The 22,194-nt window shown below is 58.9% G+C and carries 17 protein-coding genes; 11 read left to right on the top strand and 6 right to left on the bottom strand.

The features are described 5' to 3' along the window. Positions 1–88 precede the first annotated feature (88 nt). The 4 genes from MTP16_RS24020 to MTP16_RS24005 all read right to left on the bottom strand — a co-directional run bounded on the left by MTP16_RS24020 (position 89) and on the right by MTP16_RS24005 (position 6,700). Entirely contained in the window at positions 89–1,225 is a 1,137-nt protein-coding gene (locus MTP16_RS24020; protein ID WP_243520283.1) for a TlpA disulfide reductase family protein, read from the bottom strand. Between the two features lie 831 nt (positions 1,226–2,056). Next, entirely contained in the window at positions 2,057–3,682 is a 1,626-nt protein-coding gene (locus MTP16_RS24015; protein WP_243520281.1) for a vitamin K epoxide reductase family protein, read from the bottom strand. A gap of 519 nt (positions 3,683–4,201) precedes the next feature. Beyond that, entirely contained in the window at positions 4,202–5,014 is an 813-nt protein-coding gene (locus MTP16_RS24010) for an IS5 family transposase (RefSeq protein ID WP_243520279.1), read from the bottom strand. 555 nt (positions 5,015–5,569) lie between these two features. After that, on the bottom strand, positions 5,570–6,700 hold the full coding sequence (locus MTP16_RS24005; protein ID WP_243520277.1) for an adenylate/guanylate cyclase domain-containing protein: 1,131 nt from the start codon (positions 6,698–6,700) through the stop codon (positions 5,570–5,572). Positions 6,701–7,349: 649 nt separating this feature from the next. On the opposite strand from MTP16_RS24005, the gene MTP16_RS24000 reads away from it, so the two are divergent. The 4 genes from MTP16_RS24000 to MTP16_RS23985 all read left to right on the top strand — a co-directional run bounded on the left by MTP16_RS24000 (position 7,350) and on the right by MTP16_RS23985 (position 10,488). Continuing rightward, positions 7,350–8,078, top strand: a complete 729-nt coding sequence (locus MTP16_RS24000; RefSeq protein WP_380286592.1) for an MlaE family ABC transporter permease — start codon at positions 7,350–7,352, stop codon at positions 8,076–8,078. Positions 8,079–8,151: 73 nt separating this feature from the next. After that, complete coding sequence (locus MTP16_RS23995; RefSeq protein ID WP_243520273.1) at positions 8,152–8,439, top strand: acyl carrier protein; 288 nt, start codon at positions 8,152–8,154, stop codon at positions 8,437–8,439. A 252-nt stretch (positions 8,440–8,691) separates the two neighbouring features. After that, a complete protein-coding gene (locus MTP16_RS23990; RefSeq protein ID WP_243520271.1) occupies positions 8,692–9,399 on the top strand; it encodes a siderophore-interacting protein in 708 nt (235 codons plus the stop codon). A 132-nt stretch (positions 9,400–9,531) separates the two neighbouring features. Further along, positions 9,532–10,488, top strand: a complete 957-nt coding sequence (locus MTP16_RS23985) for a hypothetical protein (protein WP_243520269.1) — start codon at positions 9,532–9,534, stop codon at positions 10,486–10,488. A gap of 502 nt (positions 10,489–10,990) precedes the next feature. Here the strand turns inward: MTP16_RS23985 and MTP16_RS23980 are convergent. Further along, positions 10,991–11,737 (bottom strand): SDR family NAD(P)-dependent oxidoreductase, encoded by a 747-nt coding sequence (locus MTP16_RS23980; protein ID WP_243520267.1) that lies wholly within the window; start codon positions 11,735–11,737, stop codon positions 10,991–10,993. A 61-nt stretch (positions 11,738–11,798) separates the two neighbouring features. Continuing rightward, on the bottom strand, positions 11,799–12,212 hold the full coding sequence (locus MTP16_RS23975; protein WP_243520265.1) for a DoxX family protein: 414 nt from the start codon (positions 12,210–12,212) through the stop codon (positions 11,799–11,801). Positions 12,213–12,764: 552 nt separating this feature from the next. Here MTP16_RS23975 and MTP16_RS23970 point away from each other — a divergent pair. The 7 genes from MTP16_RS23970 to MTP16_RS23940 all read left to right on the top strand — a co-directional run bounded on the left by MTP16_RS23970 (position 12,765) and on the right by MTP16_RS23940 (position 22,124). After that, a complete protein-coding gene (locus tag MTP16_RS23970) occupies positions 12,765–13,382 on the top strand; it encodes a TetR/AcrR family transcriptional regulator (protein ID WP_243520459.1) in 618 nt (205 codons plus the stop codon). 48 nt (positions 13,383–13,430) lie between these two features. Further along, the gene (locus MTP16_RS23965) at positions 13,431–15,098 is read left to right on the top strand and encodes a TolC family protein (RefSeq protein ID WP_243520263.1); all 1,668 of its coding nucleotides are present in this window, start codon (positions 13,431–13,433) and stop codon (positions 15,096–15,098) included. A gap of 26 nt (positions 15,099–15,124) precedes the next feature. Beyond that, on the top strand, positions 15,125–16,261 hold the full coding sequence (locus tag MTP16_RS23960) for an efflux RND transporter periplasmic adaptor subunit (protein ID WP_243520261.1): 1,137 nt from the start codon (positions 15,125–15,127) through the stop codon (positions 16,259–16,261). Between the two features lie 48 nt (positions 16,262–16,309). After that, positions 16,310–19,753, top strand: a complete 3,444-nt coding sequence (locus tag MTP16_RS23955) for an efflux RND transporter permease subunit (RefSeq protein WP_243520259.1) — start codon at positions 16,310–16,312, stop codon at positions 19,751–19,753. Between the two features lie 107 nt (positions 19,754–19,860). Continuing rightward, complete coding sequence (locus MTP16_RS23950; protein ID WP_243520257.1) at positions 19,861–20,130, top strand: acyl carrier protein; 270 nt, start codon at positions 19,861–19,863, stop codon at positions 20,128–20,130. A gap of 89 nt (positions 20,131–20,219) precedes the next feature. Then, entirely contained in the window at positions 20,220–21,320 is a 1,101-nt protein-coding gene (locus MTP16_RS23945) for a sensor histidine kinase (protein WP_243520255.1), read from the top strand. Positions 21,321–21,329: 9 nt separating this feature from the next. Further along, on the top strand, positions 21,330–22,124 hold the full coding sequence (locus tag MTP16_RS23940; RefSeq protein ID WP_243520253.1) for a LytR/AlgR family response regulator transcription factor: 795 nt from the start codon (positions 21,330–21,332) through the stop codon (positions 22,122–22,124). The last annotated feature ends 70 nt before the right edge of the window (positions 22,125–22,194 follow it).

The raw sequence follows: 22,194 nt of genomic DNA, 5'->3' as shown, positions 1-22,194 counted from the left end.
GAAGCATTCATATTAACTAGACGGGACTTTGTCGGCCAATAAGAACAAGACCACTAGTAATTTACTGTACCCTACATGAGGTTTGTATCTACTTAATTAAGCGCGCCAGTGCCCTCGGCAGCTCCTCACCACGCAAATTCATGGCGATAATTTTACCCGTGGGGTCCACCAAGAAATTCTGCGGAATGGCCTTGATGAAATATGCGGTGGCCGCTTTGCTTTGCCAACCTTTCAACTCCGCCACTTGCGTCCAGGGCAGGTGGTCATCCTGAACGGCCTTCACCCACTTGGCCCGGTCCTTGGCCTCGTCGAGCGATACGCCGAGCACGTCGAAGTTCTTGTCTTTGTAGTTGTGATAGGCTTTGGTTAGGTTCGGGTTTTCCTGGCGGCAAGGCCCGCACCAGCTGGCCCAGAAATCGACCAGCACGTATTTGCCGCGGTAATCCGCGAGCGATACTGGCCGGCCATCGGGTGTGGCTTGGGTGAAGTTGGGGGCCAGTTGCCCCACCTTCAGCGCCGTCTCGGACTTAATGCCCCGCGCGTTCTGCTGGATTGTCGTCCGAATTTCCTCGGCTCGGGGGCTGGTAAACGCCGCAGGCGAGAGGGTCGGGAGCAGGGCCGTCACCAGCGCAGCATTCGTGGAGTCCTTGCTCAAGCTGTTCAATACATATAGGCTGATGGGCGAAGTGGGGTGCGCGCGGACGAACGCAGAATCTAAGCGGACGCCTGCCCGCACCGTAGCCGCGTGCCGGGCCCGCAGGCCTTGCTGGAACGCCAGGGACTGCTGCTGGGCCAGCGTAGCGGCCCGTGACTCGTTTTCCAGAACCTTGAGCTGCTGAACAATCGGTTGTTTTGCCGTCCATAACGTCCGCCAGGCGTCCGTGAGCGGCGTGCCGCCCACGTGCGCGTGCTTGAGCGAATCGGGACTGGTGAAAACGAGCGTGCCTTGTTCAAGGTAAAAGACCGCCTTGGAGTCCGACATATCCCCGCTATTCCGCTTCATAGAGAGAAATCCTTTAGTGGGTTCGTCCACGGTGCCATTCAGTTCGAACCGCCCTTTCTCTACTAGCGCAGAATCCAACATTCTCCCGCTGCGCAGATAGACGTAGATAGGCGCGCCGCGGTAAGTACTTGGACCCATGTGGCCCTTCAGTACGAAGTGGATGGGTGTTTGCGCAGCAGCTAGGCTCGGTATTAATAGTAAAACCATCAAGTAATTCTTCATGGGCAAGGGAAGTTTGAATTATCTTCAGTTATATCTTATGCCACGTACTACCCACCCCCATGCGCTGAAAAAAAGGTTTCTTTAAGTAAAGATTTTTTCTTAAGCTGAAATACAAGCGGTGCGTAGCGCTAATTACGTAACTTACACAAGTATAATAATGATAAACTATTATTTATCAATAATTAAGAAAACAATACTAGCATTAAACACAATGCTAGTATTGTTTTCTTAATAAGGATTGACACATTGGCAACCTTATAAAATGTAATATTGGTCGACTTATCGGCGGCCAAGGGATTAACATTCTACTAAGTACAATGCCGCTATGTTCAGTCAGTACCAACAGTAAGTGGCACTACATAAGTAGTGCTATACTTTTAGGACTAACGACACGTAGTAGAAGTATAAATGCAAGAGGGGTCTGAGTCACACATACCACCATAAGAACTCTCAGCATATTGCTGGCACTGAGCAGCACTGCTACCGCCGCAGGACCCGGAGATATAATGGGACCCTGAATCATCAGCGTAAGTTGTAGTACACATTATTAGACCACCTTTAACTTGACGCTGTTCTTCTCTGGAGAGCAAACTGATGTTGCTGCCGTTGCAAAAGCTTTTTAGGGAAGTTTTCATTGTGTTGTTTGATTAAGGTTTGAAATTGACTCCTGCGCATTGGAAACGCCGATAAGGCTGTTTTCGCAAAGCGAAACGCTGGCTTGAAATGTACTGCTTGGTATCAGTACTTTGCGAACCAGCACCACAACGCCTACTAGGCATCGGAATAAAAGCAGTTTCTCATAATGAAAACTGTTTAAAAGGTGAAAGGGAATTAAGAGAGCTGGCCAACTCTATCTTTAAGAAATTTTAGCAATTGTTTGGACTCCGAAATTGTGTAGTATCGCGGAATCTCAATCCCATTAAAAAATATAGTGGGCGTTGCACTCACCCCGGCTAACTTGCACCATTGCCGATGCAGGCCAAGTTGTGCCATTCCCTCTTCTGTTGCTTCACCTTGTGGAATCATTTTAAGCCAGCTTTCCACGCGTGGTGTCGTGTACCAATCGTGTAAGGCTGTTAGCGCTCCCTCAATGGATTGACTTAGAATCCGGTGGGCCACAAATGTTCCTGCATCACCGGGTCGGTTCGTGGCCACTAGGATAATCTGGCATTTCAAATCTTCCTGTTCAGTCATTAACGTTTCTAATTCTAGGTGCGCCCGTGAACACAGCGAACAAGTCGGATTGGTGATGACTGTAAGGGTATCGGAAGCTTCTGGATTTCCCAGCGTGAGCACTTGCATTCCCGTGAAAATGTGCGGTAGTGGCTGCGCCCGCCGGCCTAATGATTCTAGGTAGTTGGGGTCGAACTTGATTTTTTGTAGACTGCGCTGCAAGTCATCGGTGCGCAGGGCTTGGCTACAGACGGGCTTCAGCAGGACCCACATAGCCGGCAGCAACAGAAAGCCTGCGAGCAAGCGGCTTATTTCGGTAAAACCGAAGTCCACCGGCCAGTACAGGCGGCGCTGGAAATATAGCAGGGCCCCAAATTCTAACCACAGTAGGCCCTGTACCGTCAGGCACAACACGCACCACTGCCGGGCGCGGTACTGTTGATAATAAACCGACCAAAACGTATAGGGTAGCGCCACAACGGTCAGCCCGAATAGTATCGGGTACAAGACGGCCGTGTTTTTTTGAAAGAGTAACAGGGCCAGTAGCCCGCCGCCGAAGTAAAATAGCCCGACTTCCGCCCAACTGAGCCAGCCAAATAGCTTGGCTGCGGAGGTAGTCAACACATTGCTGCAACTGGTGCGGGCGTTTAGTTGGCAGATGCTGCGCAGGAAAGGATTATCCGCATCCAAGCTGTACCAAACCAGCAGACTGCTGACCGACAGGCCCGACAGTTTTAACAGTAATAGCAAGCAATACAGCGATGTCCCGGCCGGAACACCCTGGAAGCCACTTATCCACACGCCCAAGCAAACCAGTAAGCTAAGCGCGACGAAGGGCAGGCGCAGGCTTTCAATCAACTGTTTTTTTCGGCTTTGTTCATAGTTGGCCTCCCCCGACCGTTCCGTAGGCTCAATTAGCAGCGCTACGCCGTTCCACTGCTGATTGAAGCGGGCTAGGGTTTCCGTTTGCCACCCTCGCTTGTGGTGCCACCATTCTACGGCATTAGCCGCCGTGGCACGCACGGGAGCAAAGAAACCGCCTTCGCTGCCGAGGTAGACCAGCGCCGGCAACGGGATTTCAGGCAACTGGTCTAGGGTCAGGTGCGCGGCAACATTATCTACTTTCAATTCATCCAGCGTGTCGCTCAGGGAGGTCAGACTCGGGAAATCCGGGTGCTCCCACAGCTTTTCCTGTAACGTGGCTCGGGTAACCGGCACCTTGCTCAAGCGAAGCAACATTTCGAGGCCGTGCAAGGCGTTTTTCTGAGAGACATTCAGGTTCATAACGCGGAGAACTATGAAATAGAAGCATCAGGAATATAGGCAAGCCTCTTCCCAGCGCATTACTGCGACGGGTGATAGGTAGCCACCTATTTGAACCAGAAAAAAGGGTGAGAAATCTTAAGGAAAGACTCCTGCTGGACGCATAAAGGGTAGATATGGCTTGGGCCGGATGCCGGCAGGTGCCACCAGTGCGAACTGAAACTGCCCTGATGAATCAGGTATTTCGATTACGCGCACAGCACAAGGCTGCAGCAAGGGTGAAGGAGGGGTTCCACGGCCCCAGGCAAGGTGAAAACCTTGTTAATAGGTAGAAGCTGTTGTAAACAAACGAATAACAAGAGAATAAAGCAAATTTTTTTATCTATTTCTAAAAAAAATCGGCTATAGGGTGACTTCGTTCCCTAATCGGCTGCCTTTCAACGAAAGACACAGTTAGATAAATAGGGTAAAACCTCCGACTCGCCCCCTTACGCAGACGCGTTCTGGTTCGGCTGGCGCTGCATTTTAGCCTAGAGCGTGTTAATGACTTAGCAGGTTACTACGATTTGCTTTGACGAGCATTAAGCAGGCAAAGAAGAGGTAGTGCATGCCTTCCAAGGTCGTGGTGAGGCGTTCATAGTCCCGGGCCAATCGTCGGAACCGCGCGGCCCAGGCGAAGGAGCGCTCCACGACCCAGCGCTTGGGCCGCAACACAAAGCCCCGCTTGGCGGCGGGTAATTTCACCACGTGCAGGGCAATGCCCTGCTCCGCTGCGGCCTGCGCGGGCTCCTGCCCCGTGTAGCCTTGGTCGACGTAGGCCAGGGCGACCGATTGCCCCGTAATGGCCTGTACCTCTTCGGCCAGGGCCGCCACCTGGGCACGGTCTTGTTCGTTGGCCGGCGTGACCAGCGCCGCCAGCAAGTGCCCGAGCGTGTCCACGGCGATGTGCACCTTGCTGCCCTTGCGCCGCTTGGCGCCGTCATAGCCCGCTCGGTGGCCACTTTCTGGGGTGCTTTGCAGCGTGTGGCTGCCGAGCAAGACGGCCGAGGGCTCAGCCGGACGGCCCTGGGCCGTGCGCAGCAGGTGGCGCAACTCGTCGACCATCGTTTCGAAACAGCGGGCGTCCAGCCAGTGCCGCAACTGCTGGCAGACCGCCGGCCAGGCCGGAAAATCGCCCGGCAGGTAACGCCACGGCACCCCGGTGCGGGCCAAATAACGCACGGCATTGAACAAGCTCCGCAGCGGGTGTTCCCGTTGCGGGGCCGCTTCATTCATCAACGTCAGATAGGGCGCGGCAAACGCCCACTCTTCGTCGCTTACATCGCTCGGATAACCAGAATGGGGCTTTTTCATCCCCGAATTTCTTCAATTAGTCATTAACACGCTCTAGTAGTTTTTCAGCGAGAGGTACTTGCCGTACTTCAGGTGCATTGCCACAATGGTGGCCAGCGGCACACTCAGCGCGTGCCGGTGCGGAATGTGCTCGCGGTCGGCGTCGTACATCAACGGCTGCACCCCGCCTTTGGGCTTGCTCCTAGCACCTGGCCTAGCCGCCGCCCGAGCAGCAAATTGCCACGCTGGGCACAATTTCGCCCTTTGCCGTGCTTTCCTACCACCACTTGAACCTGTACAGCGAGTGCGACATCTCCACCAGCCACTGCTGGCCGAAGCCTCGTTTGACATGCACCTGATTGCTACTTGGCAGTCGTCAAGTAAACCGACGTAAGGCCGAGTCGGAGGTTTTGCCCTATTTGTTTAACAACACCCTTTATTGCGGAAGTGCTGCTGATGCGTTGCTCAGACTGCTCAGTGAAGACTAGCCGCAAGCCACCGGCGGTACTGGCGCCAAGCTTTGCCGAGCAGCAATAACCCGGTAGCCCAGCCTGGACTTATCCGCTGATGCGGTGCTTAGCTGTTGGAAGCGGAACGCGCCACCTCCAGCGAGGGCTGCTGCACATCAACAATTTCCACGGCCTGCTGCTTCCCCCGCAGGGTGAACGCACCCAGCGGCCGCAACTGGTACGGCAACCCCGGCGGGAGCGCCTCCAGAATGGCGCTCGATACGAGGAAGATGCTCCCGAGGGCATTGCACTGCGCCTGAATCCGGGCCGTGGTGTTGAGCACGTCGCCGTGAAACACAAGTTCGGTTTTGATGTCGCCCACCTGCGTGGCCACCACCAGTCCGCCGTGCACCCCGGCCTTGAAGGCGGGCACCACGCCGTACGTCCGCAGGTAGTAGGGCCGGCGCCGGTCGATGGCGGCCTGCATGTCGAAAAAACAGCGCAGGCAGTTGCCCTGCTGCAAGCCCGCCGGCCACTTCCAGGTCACCACCACTTCATCGCCCACGTACTGGTACACTTCGCCCTGGGTAGCGGCAATGGGTAGGCCGACATCGCCAAAGAAGTCCCGGATGAGGGCGCTGTAGCGGGTATTGCCCAGCTGCTCGGCCAGTACGGTCGAGTCCTTGATGTCGGCAAAAAGGAAGATGCGCTTCTCCTCTTCCGGCTGGTTGTACTGCCCCAGGACCACGCGCGATAACGAGCGCAGGCCCATTTTGCGGCCCACCTGGTAAAGCGTCGTCAGCCCCAGCGACAACAAGCCGTAGATAATCAGGAGCCGCGTCAGCGACGAATCCGGGGCGTCGGGCGATTTCGACGGCAGCAACCCCAGCTGCACCAGCTCGTGGTCGAGGGCGCGGGCCGTCGGAAAATCCAGCGCCACCAGGCTGCGCAGCGTCTGAATCAGGTGCTGGCCCAGCCACAGCAGCACGCCAAAAACCAGCAAGTGCAGGCTGGTCGTGAGCAGAATCCGGAGCCACAGGGGCCGGTTGGTGAGCAGGCGCGGAAACACGTACACTTCCAGCACGCCCACCAGCAGGCCCACGGGGCCGCCCACAGCCAGCACCAGCGTGGTGTTCAACGGATTAAATTGGCCGCGAATCAGGTAGATGAGCAGCGTGAGCCCCAGCATGAAGGCCAGGCAGAGCAGCAGCACCGAGCGCAGGTAGTAGCGGTAGTAGAGGGGAAGAAATGCTTTCAACGCGGTGGTTTATTCTGAAGCAGATGAGACAACTAACCAGGGCTGCCGGATAGGCAGCTTTAACTAGCCCGGTCCGAAAACAGGGCGTCAACCGCCGCGGCCCGACTGCCCGACGAGGCGGCAGCCCCGGTTGGGCGATGAACCGAACGGCTGTTATGGAAGCCCTAAATAGCGGCTAAACGCGGACTCTGGCCCTTGCGAGCATTAACGGCGATTACTCAACCCGGGCTATGGTACAGTCAGGCACTGTTTTGGCGCGTTCGCCTAAGTTGTTTCATTCCGGGGCTTACGGGCTAATTTCCTTTGTAGTGCAGGACTGCCAGCCGGTTGGCCGTCCCGCGCAAACAACTGTTTTTACGTGGTCAGCCCGTGTTGCCCGAAAGCATCCGCAAGAAGACTTATCTGCCGGGCCAGCGATTCCGCGCCGGCCACCCGCTCAGCAGCCCCGGGGCTGATTTGATGGGCGGGCTGTGTTTCGCTGCCCTGGTGCTACTGGCGGCCCTGTCCGTTCTGTGGCCCCCTTTTATCGGCTTTTTGACGGGTTAGCCAGGGGCTGTCGCCGCGGCGCGCTGAATTGGCCGCTAAACCTGCTGGACCGATGCCGCAACGCCCCTCCATCCGTTTCTCTTTTCTTCTTTTCCTACCTGTGTTGCGCACCTTGCGGGACTTTCTGCTTTTTCTGGGCAATATGGTGGTGCGGCCGGAACGGGTGCGCGTGCTCTGGCACCGCACCCTGGAAGAAATCGTGCTCATGGGCGTCGAATCGGCCTTTATCGTCGGCCTCGTCGCCCTTTTTATCGGGGCCGTCACCTGCCTGCAGGTAAGCTACAACCTGAACATTCCCTTTCTTCCCAAGTCCACCATCGGCTTCATCGTGCGGGAGATGACCCTGTTGGAGCTGGCCCCCACCGTCACGAGCATCGTGCTGGCTGGCAAAGTTGGCAGCAACATCGCCGGCAGCCTGGGCACGATGCGCATCACCGAGCAGATTGACGCGCTGGAAATGATGAGCATCAACCCCACGAGCTACCTGGTGCTCCCCCGCATTCTGGCGGCCGTAGTTGGGTTTCCGCTCCTGGTGAGCCTGGCCCTGGGGCTGGCCTTGCTGGGCGGCTACCTGGCGGGCACGGTTTCGGGCCAGCTCTCGGCGCACGATTACATCGAGGGCCTGCGCTACCATTTCGTGCCCTATGAAATGGCCGTTGCGCTCATCAAGGCCGTGGTATTTGCCTTTCTGATTGCGGCCATCTCGGCTTTCCGCGGCTTTTCTACCCGGGGCGGCGCCCTGGCGGTGGGGGCCAGCAGCACGGCGGCCGTCACGCAGTCCATTATTGCCATTCTGCTGGCTGATTTCGGGCTGGCGCGGCTGCTGCTGTAAAGCGCGCCGCCGGCGCGGGCCGGGCTGGTGGTTTACGTCACTCAATTTTTCCTCTCTCTTTTATTCAATTGCTATGGTTGCCCATCCTATTCGCCCCGCTGATACCCAGGCTGCCCTTGCCCGGCAGGTGCGCCACATTATTCACGCCCGCAAAGGCATCCGGCTCCGGCGGCTGCGCCTGAACACCGACCTGAGCCAGGAATTGGGCTTTGATACGGTTGACCTAGTGGACATCATTCTGGAGCTGGAGCGCTGCTTTCAGTTAGGTATCCCCGACGAAGTGCCCCTGCACACCGTGGGCGACTGCGTGCGTTACATCGGCAGTCACTTGCCCGCACACCATCCCGAGATGGCCGCTTAAGCTGCCCGCGCCAGCTCGTGGCGCCATCTGCCGCCAGGGCCGCCTGCGCTGCCCGCGGGGGTGGCCGGTCGTCGGCAGGCGATGGGCAGAGCCGGGCTCCACTTCATTCGGATGCGTTGAGCTAATAGGCCCGCTCGCTCCAACCCGTTGGACAACAGCAGATTTTCCTGACAAGGAGAATATTTGGCCCGTTACCATCCAGTAAATGGCAGTCCAAAGCGTCCTATCGGGGAAGAAACCCCGGTGATTTTTATGAAGCTATTCAACGCCTTGGCCCGCCAGGTAACGCAGACGGCCACCATCGTAGGGGTGCAGCAGATTGCGGCCTGCACCTACCGGGTGAGCCTGAGCGGCGCCTCGTTGGTTGGCTGGTCTTATGTGCCCGGGCAAACGCTCAACGTCTTCTTTGACCTTGGTGCCCGCACCGACGCGGCCAGCCTTCGCAAGCGAACCTACTCGATTTGGGGCTACGACGCGGCCGCCGGCCGGCTTGAGCTCGCGGTCTGCACGTTTTCCGACGGACCGGGTGCCCGGTGGGCCGCCCAATGCCGACCCGGCGACGTAGTACATTTTTACGGGCCAGGTGGTAAATTTCTGCTCGATGCTACAGCCCCGGCCTACGCGCTGCTAGGCGATGTCTCGTGCTTGGCCCACTTCTATGAGCTGCGCCGGCATTTGCCGAAGCAAGTGCCCGTGGCCAGCGTCGTCCACGCGCGCCACGCCGATGACTGCTTCGCGGATGTCGATGGCTCCCTGCCCCTGCACTTCGTCGTTGCCGACACCTTGTCGGCCACTCAATACCTGAAGGCTGCCGAAGGCCAGGGCCTGCGGCTCGCAGCTCCGCAGGCCTTGGTGTACTGGGGTGGGCCACAGGCAACTTGCGTAGCCGGGCACCGGTTGCTCCAACACGAGCACCACTGGCCGGCCGGTTTGCTGAAAACCAAGCCGTTCTGGAAGTAAGTACGCGGCGAGGCTCATAGCGAATACTATTTAATGTATCAAATATCAACAAAGGTTTGCCACTGGCGTGGCTAAGAGAGATAACAGGGAATCAGTTACTTTTCGTTAGTTTCCCCCTCAACTCTACTCCTCATGAACTGCTGGACTCAAATCAAAGAATTTGCGCATGACTATTTATATCCGCTGCTCAAGGACTTCATCATTCCTCTAGCAGGAGCTGGGGTTGGAGCATGGGCTTCATTATCTGTCTTTAAGAGACAGACCGAAGAGAATCGAAGAACCCATGAGCAGAGTATACTCAATAATTTTAAAGAAGAGCATGACCGACAGAACAAACTGGCCGAGAAAAATCTAAACCATTTCACTTGGTTATTAGACGATTTAATAGGCTATGTTGAAAAGCAGACCCACGATTATGTTGATACAGCAAAAGAAATTAAGCGGAATCCTACATCACCCCATCCATTAAGTATTCGTGCCTCTGGTACATTAGAACGGCTATTTTCCATTCGAAATGATGATATCTTTTTCTCACTGATTCGGAAAGCATTAGACACTGCTGATAACCGTGCCCGCGTAGCTAGAATATATAAGCAACTTGACTTCATCAAATTCAGCATGGTTGATTATCGATTAGCATACAAATCGCATATCAAGTTGTACCACAAAATAGGAAAAGAATACAGGGAAAATATAGAGGCAATTAGAAATATAAATTCTGATATAATTGAACAATCCAGAAAAAATGGAGCACTTCGGATAGACCCGCTGGCTCTTTATCTAGATGAGTTGCGCTATTTCTATGTCTATTTAGTAGAGAGAATTCCAGGTGCCACCGGCCTTACCTGGCACCATGCTGTCTTTCTACGACCCTTCATGAAAGAATTATTGGATGACTTCAGGCACGATAGCAGAGTGGATGCCATTTTTAATATTGGTCGAAGGAATAATATTTTAATGGGTCGTATTTTACACTCTTCAGAGGATGCAATTACAGGCCTTGAAAGAGGTAATAGAATGCTTACTGAGGCCATAGAAAAGCTGCGGCCCGAAGTGGATTACATTAAGCAAGTTCTCTTAACTACTTAAAAGAGATATGATTATGCACCGGTTCCACTGTTACTATTATCGCAGCGGCAAATTTTTAGCAACTGAGCGTTCCAGACCCAAGCCTTTTTCATCACAGCCACAACTTTGTCAGCAGTGGACCGGTATTCCGCAGCTCTGGTGCTTGTGGTTTTGGTTCAATTATGAGTTTTCCAAGTGGCGCTGATTTTGATGGTCTGCGGCCCACGTTATAAAAGAAGCTGGTTATCGGAACTGTTGTATTTGATGCCGTCCTAAATTCCAAACATTCAATTCGCTTACTCCAGCGTGGCCGTGTGCTAAAGTAATTTCTCGCTGCACTCACTGCTAAAGCGGTTGAGGGCGCACACACGCGCTAAGTTGAAGCGTAGCCTACTGGCATTTCGCATCGTTTCTTGTCCGCCCCCCTAAAGCCCTAAAAAGCAAGGTCATCCCCAGTGCACTGGAGACGACCTTGCTTTCTACGGTAACACCCGCCGACTCTACGCCGGTTGGCGGGCACCAGCTAGCGGAGCTGGATGCTGCCGCCGTCGGCCATCAGCGTCTGGCCGGTCATGTACTGCGAGGCGCTGCTGGCCAGGAACACCACAATGGGGGCCACGTCGGTCAGTACGTCGCCCACGCGCTGCAGCGGCACCTTAGAAATCATCTCCTTGGCCTGGTCGGGGTAAGTTTCCTGCCACCACTGAAAGCCCGCCGTGGCGGCGGCCGGGGCCACCACGTTCACGCGGATGCCTACCGGGCCCCACTCATTGGCTGCCGTGCGCGACAGCCCCCGGATAGCTTCTTTGTTCATGCCGTACACGCCCTGGGTGGGCATGCCCAGGATGCCCGCGCCCGAGGCGAAGTTGATGATGGAGCCCTTCGAGGCGGCCAGTTGGTTGTAAAAAATCCGCATTAGCTTCCAGGTAGCCCACAGGCCGGTTTCAAAGGCCAGGTCCAGGGCCGGCTGGTCCACGTCCAGCAGCAGTTGCGGCTTCGAGGCCTGGGCGTTGTTCACCAGCACGTCGAGCGTAACGCCGAACGCCTCCCTGGCGGCCTCCTGAATGCGCTGCTCCATGCCGGGGCTGCGCAGGTCTTTCTTCAGGAATTTGGCCGCGCTGCCCAGCTCTTTTTCCAGGGCCAGGCCTTTGTCTTCCTGCACGTCTACGAACAGTACTTTCGCGCCCTCCTGCACGAAGGCCCGGGTGAGGCCGGCGCCGATGCCATCGGCACCGCCCGTAATAACGGCAACTTTATCTTGCAACTGCATAAGGGGTTGGGGCAGTAGTACCCTACTGCCAGGGGTGGGGTGAAAAAGAAAAACCAGGGCGCTACCGCCACGCCCGCCAGAAGCCGGTGCTCCACAGTGCCCAGAGTATCAGCACGGGCTGGAAGAACAGACGCTGGAACCGCTCGCCGTCGCTGTTCATACCGAGCGAGTTGATGTGGTTGACGTACTGCGAGATATTGCCCGGAAAAATCAACACGTAGAACAGGGCCAGCGCCAGGCCCACGTACACCCGGCGGCTCCGCCAGAAGAGCATGGCCAGGCCCAGCCCCACCTCGACGAGCCCCGAAGCGAGGACCACAAAATCACGATTCAGCGGCAGCCAGGTGGGCACCTGCGCCTGAAAATCGGGGCGGGCAAAGGTGAGGTGCGCCACCCCGGCCAGCACCATGAGGCTGCCAAGCAACAGGCGAAGCGCGGTTTGTAGCCGGTTGGTGGGAACGGTCGGGTTGAGCATCGCCTGATTTAGCAAACGGGTAGGAGTTGAAGTACCCAGTTTCAGCCGCGGATAGCCGCCCGGCGGGCATCACGGGAAAAGCCGGGCCGGCAGACCAGCTCGGGAGCCGGCGGCCGCTGGGAAAGCGCTGCAAACCAGCGGTACTCCGGTCGAAGAACCAAGGGAAATCGTGGCGAACGTGCCAAAATCGCGGTTGAGCATACCCAAAAAAGGCCCTGGCCTGCTGGGCTTTATCGTCAGCTCGCCGCCGCTATATGCTGTTGGCGCCCGCGCCCGCAAGGCCCCGGCGCAGGGCATTGACTTAAATCAGCGGCCACGAGCGGTTTGGCCACGGCCCGTCTTGGTTTGTTCACAACCGACTTTGGCACGTTCGCCCGATTTGGCTGGCCTCGCGGTGGGGCGGCCCGTTGTTTTGTCACTGCAATCACGGAGCGGCATTTCCTCAGCCCGCCGCCCGTCGCTTCTCAAGTGACCACTCAACGCCAGTCAGTTAAGCCGTTCGGAAACTTAAAACACGTTTTAAGTATCGGCGTGGCTTTGACCACCGCAACCATGGATGTGAAAGCGCGAATCCTGCAGCAGGCGGAGGTTTTGTTTCTGCGCAACGGCATCAAGGGCGTGAGCATGGACGACATCGCGGCCGCGCTGTCCATGTCGAAGAAAACGCTCTACAAGGCTTTCGCCAACAAGGACGAAATCGTGCAGGCCGCCATGACCAGCCACCTGCACAAGGTGCAGGGCGACTGCGTGCGCATCGGCGAGCGGGCCGCCAATGCCGTGCAGAAGATGGTGCTGCTCTCGCGCTGGGCCGATTCGCAGTTCAGCGAGGTGCACCCCAGTATTATCCACGACCTGCGCAAGTTCCACCCCGTGACCTGGGCCCTGTTTCGCGAGCACCAGTACACCTTCATCCTGGCCCAGATAATCCATAACCTGCGGCGCGGCATCGCCGAGGGCGTATTCCGGGCCAATCTGGACGTGGGCGTGCTGGCCCGTCTCCACCTGGGGCAGGCCGAGCTGGTCTTCGACCCCGAGCTGTACCCGCCGGAACAGTTCACGACCACGCGCATCCACCAAACCCTCGACGAGCATTTTCTGCTCGGCATCGCCACCCCGCACGGGCAGCAGCTTTTCGCCGAGTATCGGCACCAGCCGGAAATGGCGCGCTAAGCGCCCGTGCTCCTTCAACCCAGCCTACTAGTTAAGCAAGTTTTCTTCATGAAAGTGAACAGAGTAATGACGGCGCTGCTGCTCGGCAGCCTCGCGACGGGCCCGCTGGCCCAGGCCCAGGCCCAAACCAAGCGCCCAGAGCTGCCGGTCCAGCCCAGTTCCGGCCCCATGGCCCTGAGCCTGCCCCAGGCCGTGCGCTACGCCGTGCAGAACAAACCCAGCCTGCTGGCTACGCGGCTGGCCGAGCAAACCGCCCACGCCAAAGTCGGTGAAACCAAGAGCCAGGGACTGCCCCAGGTGAACATTGCCGCCAACGTAGCCGACAACTTCAAGCTGCAAAAAAGCTTGGTCGATTTCTCAGCTCTGGGCGGCGGCGGCTCGGCCACTACCCTTACGCCCAGCGACATCGCGGCGGCCCAGGGTGGTCAGACGGTGAACCTGGGCACGGTCGCGCTGCCTTCTACGCCGGTACCGCCGCAGGCCTTTGCCTTTGGCCTGCAGTACGCCGGCAACACTTCGGCCTCGGTGTCGCAGATGCTGTTCGACGGCTCCTACCTGGTGGGCCTGAAAGCGGCCAAGGTGTACGAGGAGCTCTCCAAGAAGCAAACCCAGCAAGCCGAAATCGAAGTGGCAGAGCAGGTCAGCAAGGCCTATTACAGCACGCTGGTGGCCCGGGCGCGGCTCAAGCTGCTGGCCCGCAACGTGCAGCGCCTGGATACGCTCCTCTACCAAACCGATAAGACGTTTAAAGCCGGTTTTGCCGAGAAGCTCGATGTGGACCGCCTGCGGGTGCAGCGCACCAACTTGGTGGTGGAGCAGCAGAAAGCCCAGCGCCTGACGGAGGTGAGCCTGGCGCTGCTGAAGTTTCAGATGGGCCTGCCGCAGCAGCAAGCGGTGCAGCTCACCGATTCGCTCGGCGCGGCCGTGCTGGATGCCGGGGCCCTGCGCCGCAGCCTGGGAACGGCCAATTTCAATTCCGGGGGCGGAGTTGACGGCCTGGGCCAGCTGCCTACGCCCACGGCCCCTGCTACCGGGGCACCCCTTGCCAACCAGCCCACGGCCACCAACACCGGCCAGCCTTCCCAGGCCCAGGCGGCCTTCAACTACAACAACCGCATTGAGTTTTCAACCCTGGAAACGCAGCAGGCGCTGGCCGGCCTCGACCTGGCCAACCGCCGCGCCGGGGCCTACCCCACCCTGCGCCTCACGGCAGCTTATGGCCTGAGCGGCTCGGGCAAAACCGCCAGCGACCTGTTTGGCTTCCGCGGCCCCGACTCGCGCAACAGCAACGGCTACCCTAACCAGAACTGGTTCGGCTTCGGCAACGTGGGCTTGGCCCTGAACATCCCGGTCTTCGACGGCTTCCGGCGCAAGTACCAGGTGCAGCAAGGCCGGATTCAGCAGCAGACCATTGAAAAGAACATGGAAACGCTGAAGCAGAGCATCGACCTGCAGGACGCCCAGAGCCGCACCACCCTCATCAACGCCCTCGACGTGCTCGACAGCCAGCAGGGCAACATGGCCCTGGCCGCCGACGTGGCCCGTGTGGCCCGCATCAAGTTCCAGGCCGGCGTGGGCTCTAACGTGGAAGTCATCACCGCCGAGCGCGACCTGCGCGAGGCCCAGACCAACTACTACGGGGCCCTCTACGACGCCCTGGTTGCCAAAGTAGACCGCGACAAAGCCACCGGCGAACTGTACCAGCAGGCCAAATAACCCCCGTTTTGAAACCTCACATCCCCATGTATTCCAACCCCGCTCGTTACTCCCTGCTGGCCGCCGCGCTCTTTCTCGCCTCGTGCGGGGGCGGCAGCCAAGACCCCCAGGCCGAACTCGCCAAGCTCAAAGCCGCGCAGGCCGACACCCAGGCCAAAATTGCCGCCCTCGAAGCCAAGGCCGGCCCGGCCGACCCGAAGGCCGTCGCCAACGCCGCCGTGCCCGTTTCGGTCATCAAGGTGGCACCGCAGGACTTCGCCGGCTACCTCGAAGTGCAGGGCCGGGTCGATTTTGACCAGAACGCGACCGTGGGCGCCCGGGCGGCCGGCACGCTCACCAGCGTGCGGGTGCAGCGCGGCGACCACGTGAGCAAAGGCCAGGTGCTGGCTACGGTAGACGCCGGCGTACTCGATGCCAACATTGCCGAGCTGCGCACCCGCCTGGACCTGACCAAAACCATCTACGACAAGCAAGCCAGCTTGTGGAAGCAGCAAATCGGCACCGAAGTGCAGTATTTGCAAGCCAAAAGCAACTACGAGGCCCTGCAGCGCAACCTCGCCAGCCTCAACCAGCAAAAAGCGCTCTACAACGTGGTGGCGCCCTACGCCGGCACCGTGGATAACGTGCTGCCCAAGCTGGGCGAAACGGTGTCGCCGGGCATGGCCGTGGTGCAACTCAACAGCGGGCAGGGCGGCAAAGTCCTGGTTGACATCTCGGAAGCCTACGCCGGCAGCATCAAGGCCGGGGACAAGGCCCTGGTGACGCTGCCCGACCTGGGCGGCGAGGAAATTGCCAGCACCGTGCGCACCGTGAGCCGCAGCATTTCGGCCACCAGCCGCACCTTCACCGCCGAGCTGCGCCTGCCCGCCGGCCAGGCCTCCCGCCTGCGGCCCAACATGGTGGCCAGCGTGCGCATCCAGAACTACGGCAAGGCAAACGCCACCGTGCTGCCCGTGGATTTGATTCAGAAAGACGAGCAGAACAGCTACGTGCTGGTGGTGGCCCGCGAGGGGGGCAAGCCCGTCGCGCAGAAGCGCGTCATCAAAACCGGCGAGGCCTACAACGGCCAGCAGGAAGTCATCAGCGGCCTGAAGCCGGGGGATGAGGTGATTTCGGCCGGGTACCAGAATTTGAATGATGGCCAGGTGGTGAAAGTCGGTTAGCCGGCTCACCTCGCCACGGATTACTCCCTCATCCAGCAGCCAATTGTCATGCAAGACCTTGAGAAGGAATTTGGACCCACCAGCTGGTCCATCAATAATAAAACCAGTATTTACATCATCACGCTGCTGCTGACGGTGGCCGGCATCTTTGCCTACGTCAAGCTGGGCAAGGAGAAATTCCCGGACATCGTGATTCCGCGCATCATCGTGGCCACGGTGTACCCCGGCACTTCGCCCTCCGACATCGAGAACCTGGTGACGCGCCAGCTCGAAAAGGAGATTAAGGGCGTGAACGGAGTAAAAAAAATCAACTCCACCTCCAACCAGGACTACTGTATTCTGGACATCGAGTTCAACTCGGGTGTGGATGTGCAGTACGCCAAGCAGCTCATCAAGGACGCCGTGGACAAGGCCAGCTCCGAGCTGCCCAACGACCTGCCCAGCGCCCCAACGGTGAACGAGGTGAACATTTCGGAGCAGCCCATCATGTACGTCAACCTGAGCGGCAACCTGCCGGCCTCGCAGCTCAAAAAGCTGGCCGACGACTTTCAGGACAAGATTGAGGCCCTGCCCGAAATCACCCGCGTCGACATCGTGGGGGCGCTGGAGCAGCAGGTGAACGTAGACTTGGACCTGTACAAGCTGCAAGCCTCGCAGCTGAGCTTCTCCGACATTGAGGGCGCCATCGCCCGCGAGAACATCACCATCTCGGGGGGCTCCATCGACGTGGGCACCCAGAAGCGGGCCGTGCGCGTAGCCGGCCAGTACGTGAAGGCCGACGACATCGCCAACATTCAGGTGAAAAACCTGCGCGGGGCCTCGGTGCGCCTCGGCGACATTGCCACCGTGACCGACGGCTTCAAGGACCGCGAGAGCTACGCCAGCCTCGAAGGCCAGCCCTCGGTGACGCTGAACGTGGTGAAGCGCCAGGGCGAAAACCTGCTCGATGCCTCGGACAAGATTCACCAGTTGGTAAAGGACGCGGAAGCCAGCACCCCCAAAGGCCTGAAAATCACCATTACCGGCGATGCTTCCAGCCAGACCCGCAATACCCTGAACGACCTGATTAACACCATCATCATCGGCTTTTTGCTGGTGACGCTGATTCTGATGTTCTTCATGGGCACCACCAACGCCCTGTTTGTGGGCCTCTCGGTGCCGCTGAGCATGTTCCTGGCCTTCATCATGCTGCCCATGTTCGGCTTCTCGCTGAACATGATTGTGCTCTTTGCCTTCCTGCTGGCCCTGGGCATCGTGGTCGATGACGCCATTGTGGTGATTGAAAATACCCACCGCCTGCTGCACGAGCACCCCAACTTGACCACGGCCCAGGCCGCCAAATATGCGGCCGGCGAGGTGTTCATCCCCGTGCTGGCCGGCACGCTCACCACGGTGGCCCCGTTCGTGCCGCTGCTGTTCTGGCCCGGCATCGTGGGCTCGTTCATGTTCTTTTTGCCCGTTACGCTCATCCTCACGCTGGGGGCCTCGCTCATCGTGGCTTTCATCATGAACCCGGTGTTTGCCGTGAGCTTCATGAACCGCGAAGAGCACCTCGACCGCGTGGAAAAGCCGCAGCTCACGCGCAATTTCCTGCTCGGGATGGGTGGCATTCTGCTGGTGGCCGTGGCCGGCTACCTGGCGGGCTCGACTTTTCTGGGCAATCTGATGGTGACCATCATCGTCTTCTGCTTCCTCGACAAGTACGTGTTCGTCTACATGATTGCCGGTTTCCAGCGCAGCATCCTGCCGCGTTTCCAGAACGGCTACGCCCGCCTGGTGGAAATTGTGGTAGGCGGCACGGTGTGGCGGCAGGTAGCCATCATGCTCAGCCTGGTGGTGCTGATGGTGGGCAGCCTGCTGGCCGTGGTGGCCCGCAAGCCCAAGGTGGACTTCTTCCCCTCGGGCGACCCCAACTTCATCTATACCTACCTGCGCATGCCGGTGGGCACCCGCGTGGAAGTCACCGACTCGGTGACCCGCGAGCTGGAAAAGCGCGTGTACAAGGTCATTGGCCGCGACAACCCCGACGTGGAATCGGTGATTACCAACGTCGCCATTGGCGCCGGCGACCCTTCCGAAGCTTCGGCGGCCGGCACCTCGCAGTCGCACTTGGGCAAGGTAGCCGTAGCCTTCAAGGAGCTGGCCGAGCGCAAAGGCAAAACGACTGGTCTGTACATGGACCAGATTCGGGAGGCTGTCAAGGGCATTCCGGGGGCCGAGGTATCGGTGGACCAGGAGGCCAGCGGCCCGCCCCAGGGCAAGCCCATTGCCATTGAGGTCAGCGGCGACGACTATCCCAAGCTGGCCGCGCTGAGCAAGAAAGTGGAGCGCTACATCGATTCGCTCAAAATCGGCGGCATCGAAGACCTGCGCTCCGACCTGCAGGACCGCAACCCCGAAATCAGCGTCGGCATCAACCGCACCCGCGCCAACCGCGAAGGCATCAGCACGGCCCAGATTGGGCAGGAAGTGCGCACGGCGGTGTACGGCTACGAGGCCAGCAAATTCAAGACCCCGGATGATGAGTACCCCATCCAGGTGCGCTACGCCAAGCCCTACCGCGACAACATCGACGCCATCATGAATGCGCCCCTGACCTTCCGCGATGCCAGCGGCAACGTGCGCCAGGTGCCCATGTCGTCCATCGCCGACATCACCTACGGCACGACCTACGGCGGCATCAAGCGCAAGGACACCAAGCGCATCATCACCATCAGCTCCAACGTGCTGGGTGGCTTTACTGGCCCCGACGTGGTGGCCAACGTGACGCAGGCGCTCAAGAGCTTCCCCACGCCGCCCGGCTACACCATCAAAATGGGCGGGGCGCAGGAAGACCAGGCCGAAACCAGCAACTTCCTGGGCGTAGCTGCCCTGGGTGCCATTGCCCTCATCTTCCTGGTGCTCGTCACGCAGTTCAACTCGGTGAGCAAGCCGGTCATCATCCTGACGGAAGTTTTGTTCTCCATCATCGGCGTGATGCTGGGCCTGGCCATCACGGGCATGAACATCAGCATCGTGATGACTGGGGTAGGGGTGATTGCCCTGGCGGGCATCGTGGTGAAGAACGGCATTCTGCTGGTCGAATTCACCGACATGCTGCGCTCGCAGGGCATGAACCTGCACGACGCCCTGGTGCTGGCCGGCCGCACCCGCCTCAACCCGGTCATCCTGACGGCCACGGCCGCCATTCTGGGCCTGATTCCGCTGGCCGTGGGCCTGAACATCGACTTCTATGAGCTCTTCAAGTCGGGCCACCCGCACATTTTCCTGGGCGGCGAGTCGGTGGTGTTCTGGGGCCCGCTGGCCTGGACCATCATCTTCGGCCTGGCCTTCGCCACGCTGGTCACGCTGCTGGTGGTGCCCGTGATGTACCTGCTCAATGAGAAGCTGCGCGCCAAAATCTCCGGCCGTCACTACAACGAGCCGCAGCCGAAGGCACACGCCGCCGACCACGAAGAAGCCGAAGCCGCTACGCCCGCTGTGCTGGCGTAAGCAGCCAAGAATTGGCCGGGTGGCTTGTCCGCGGGAACTCCGCAGGCGGCTGCCCGGCCATTTTTTTTTGCTACAACTCCAACGTCAACCTTCTCTTTTTTTGCAATATGTTAGCCGACGTTTCTTATTCTCCCGCGCCCACCAAAGTCCTGGAGCAGCAAGTATTGTGTATCATCAGCAAGCGCAAGGCCATCAAGACCGCGCGGCTGCGGCGCTCGGCCAGCCTCAGCCGCGACCTGCACTTCGACACGGTCGATGTGGTCGACATCATCCTGGAGCTGGAGCGTAATTTCCACCTCACGGTGCCCGACGAGGTACCCTTTTACACGGTGGGCGATTTCGTGCGCTACGTAGTGGGCTGCCGCGCCTCGGCCTAGAACCCGGACGTCGGGCCCAGCCCGCCGTTACTAGCCGGGTAGCCTCGTCTTCAATCGCAGGATTGCTGCTGTCCCACTAGCTTGCCCTCATGAACCAGTCACTTCCGTCTTCCGCCGTCAGCCAGCCCAGCGTCCCGCGGCCCGGCACGGCCCGCGCCGAGGCCCCGGTGATGTTCTCGCGGCAAACGTACCGGCGCATCACCCTGGGCATCTCCGTCGCCTTTGCCCTGCTGGTACTGCCAGCGGCGGCTGTGCAGCGCCAGCACACCACCATTTGGGAATTGCTGCTGCTGTTCATCAATGCGGTGCTGTATTTCCAGGTGCAATTCTGGGTGAACTATCTGCTGCGCTACGTTAACAACCCCGTGCAGCGCTGGCTCAGCAACCAGCCGCTTTGGGTCGACCGCCTCCTGCGCGCGGTCATTATTGCCATCATGTTCACGCTCTACATTGTCGCCCGCAACTACGTTGACAGCTTTCTGGGAATAAATATGGAAACCACCTCGCTGCGCATAAGGGTGATTCTCTCCCAGATTCTAACGGCCGTGGGATTGTCCTTTCAGCTCGCCATTGAGTTGGTCGAAAGTGGCCGTTATCTGACCATCGAGAATGAATCGTTGAAGCGTGAGCAATTGCAAGCCCGCTACGAGAGCCTCAAGCAGCAGCTGAGCCCCCATTTTTTGTTTAACTCACTCTCCACGCTGGGCGAGCTGATTTACGACGAGCCGGCCGCCGCCGCGCTCTTTGTGGAAGAAATGGCCCAGGTGTACCGCTATTTGCTCCGCTACGGCGAGCAGATGGCCGTGCCGCTCCGCGACGAGGTCAGCTTTCTGCGGTCTTATTTCTACCTGCTCCAGATGCGCTTTGGGGACGGCATTAAGCTGGAAATGGACCTGCCGGCCGAGGTACTGGACCGGCAGGTGCCGCCGCTGGCCCTGCAGCTACTCATGGAGAATGCCGTGAAGCACAACACCGTGAGCCGCCGCCAGCCGCTGCTGGTACGCGTCGATTTCGTGGCCCCGGCCACGCTGCGCGTGCGCAATACCCGCGTTCCGCGCCTCGTGCCCGAGCCCAGCAGCGGCATTGGCCTGAGCAATCTGACCAACCGCGTGCGGATGCTCAACCAGCAGAGCCTATTGGTGGAGCAGACCGACGACGAGTTTTCCGTATACATTCCCTTACCTGCTTAGCCGTTGCCCGTGTTGAACATTCTGATAGTCGAAGATGAGCTGCGTCCGGCCCGGGCGCTCCAGCGCCTGCTGCAAGAAGTGCGCCCCGACGCGCAGGTAGTGGCCCATCTGGAATTCGTAGCCGATACCGTGACCTGGCTGCAGGAAAACCCTACCCCCGACCTGATATTCATGGACATCCACTTGTCGGACGGCAGCAGCTTTGAGATATTCCGGCGCGTAGAAGTCACCTGCCCGGTCATCTTCGTCACGGCCTACGATGAGCACGCCATGGAGGCCTTCCAGGTCAACGGCATCGACTACCTGCTCAAGCCCATCACCCGCGATAATCTAGAGCGCGGCCTGCAGAAGTTCGATGCCCTCAAACGGCACTACGCCAGTACCGCCCCGCCCCTGGTCGGGGCCATTCCCAATTTGCCTGAACTGCTGCGCACCATGCAGCAGCTCAGCGGCAAAGCCACCTACAAGACCAGCTGGCTGGTGCCTCACAAAACCAAACTGCTGCCCATCGCCACCAGCGAGGTGGCCCACTTCGTTATTCGGCACGGCTCGGTTCACCTCACCACGCTGGCCGGGCAGCAATATGCCATCGACAGCACGCTCGACGAATTGGAGACGCAGGTAGACCCGCAGCAGTTTTTTCGGGCCAATCGGCAGGTCTTGTTCGCCCGCGCCAGCGTCACCGCCCTGGAACCGTACTATGGCAACCGCATGGTGGTGCACCTGCAGCCCGTTACGGCCGAGGAGGTCATCGTGCCCAAGCTTCGGGTAGCCGAGCTCCGCCGGTGGGTGGGGGGCAGCTAACGGCTTGAATCAAGTGTTGGTTAACGCAGGTCCAGCGTAGTGGTCAAATTCACTGTGTACCCAATCGTGG

Source organism: Hymenobacter monticola (assembly GCF_022811645.1).
Classification (GTDB): Bacteria; Bacteroidota; Bacteroidia; order Cytophagales; family Hymenobacteraceae; genus Hymenobacter; species Hymenobacter monticola.
The sequence above is the reverse complement of the archived record's forward strand: the minus strand, read 5'-3'. Positions and strand labels throughout refer to the sequence as shown.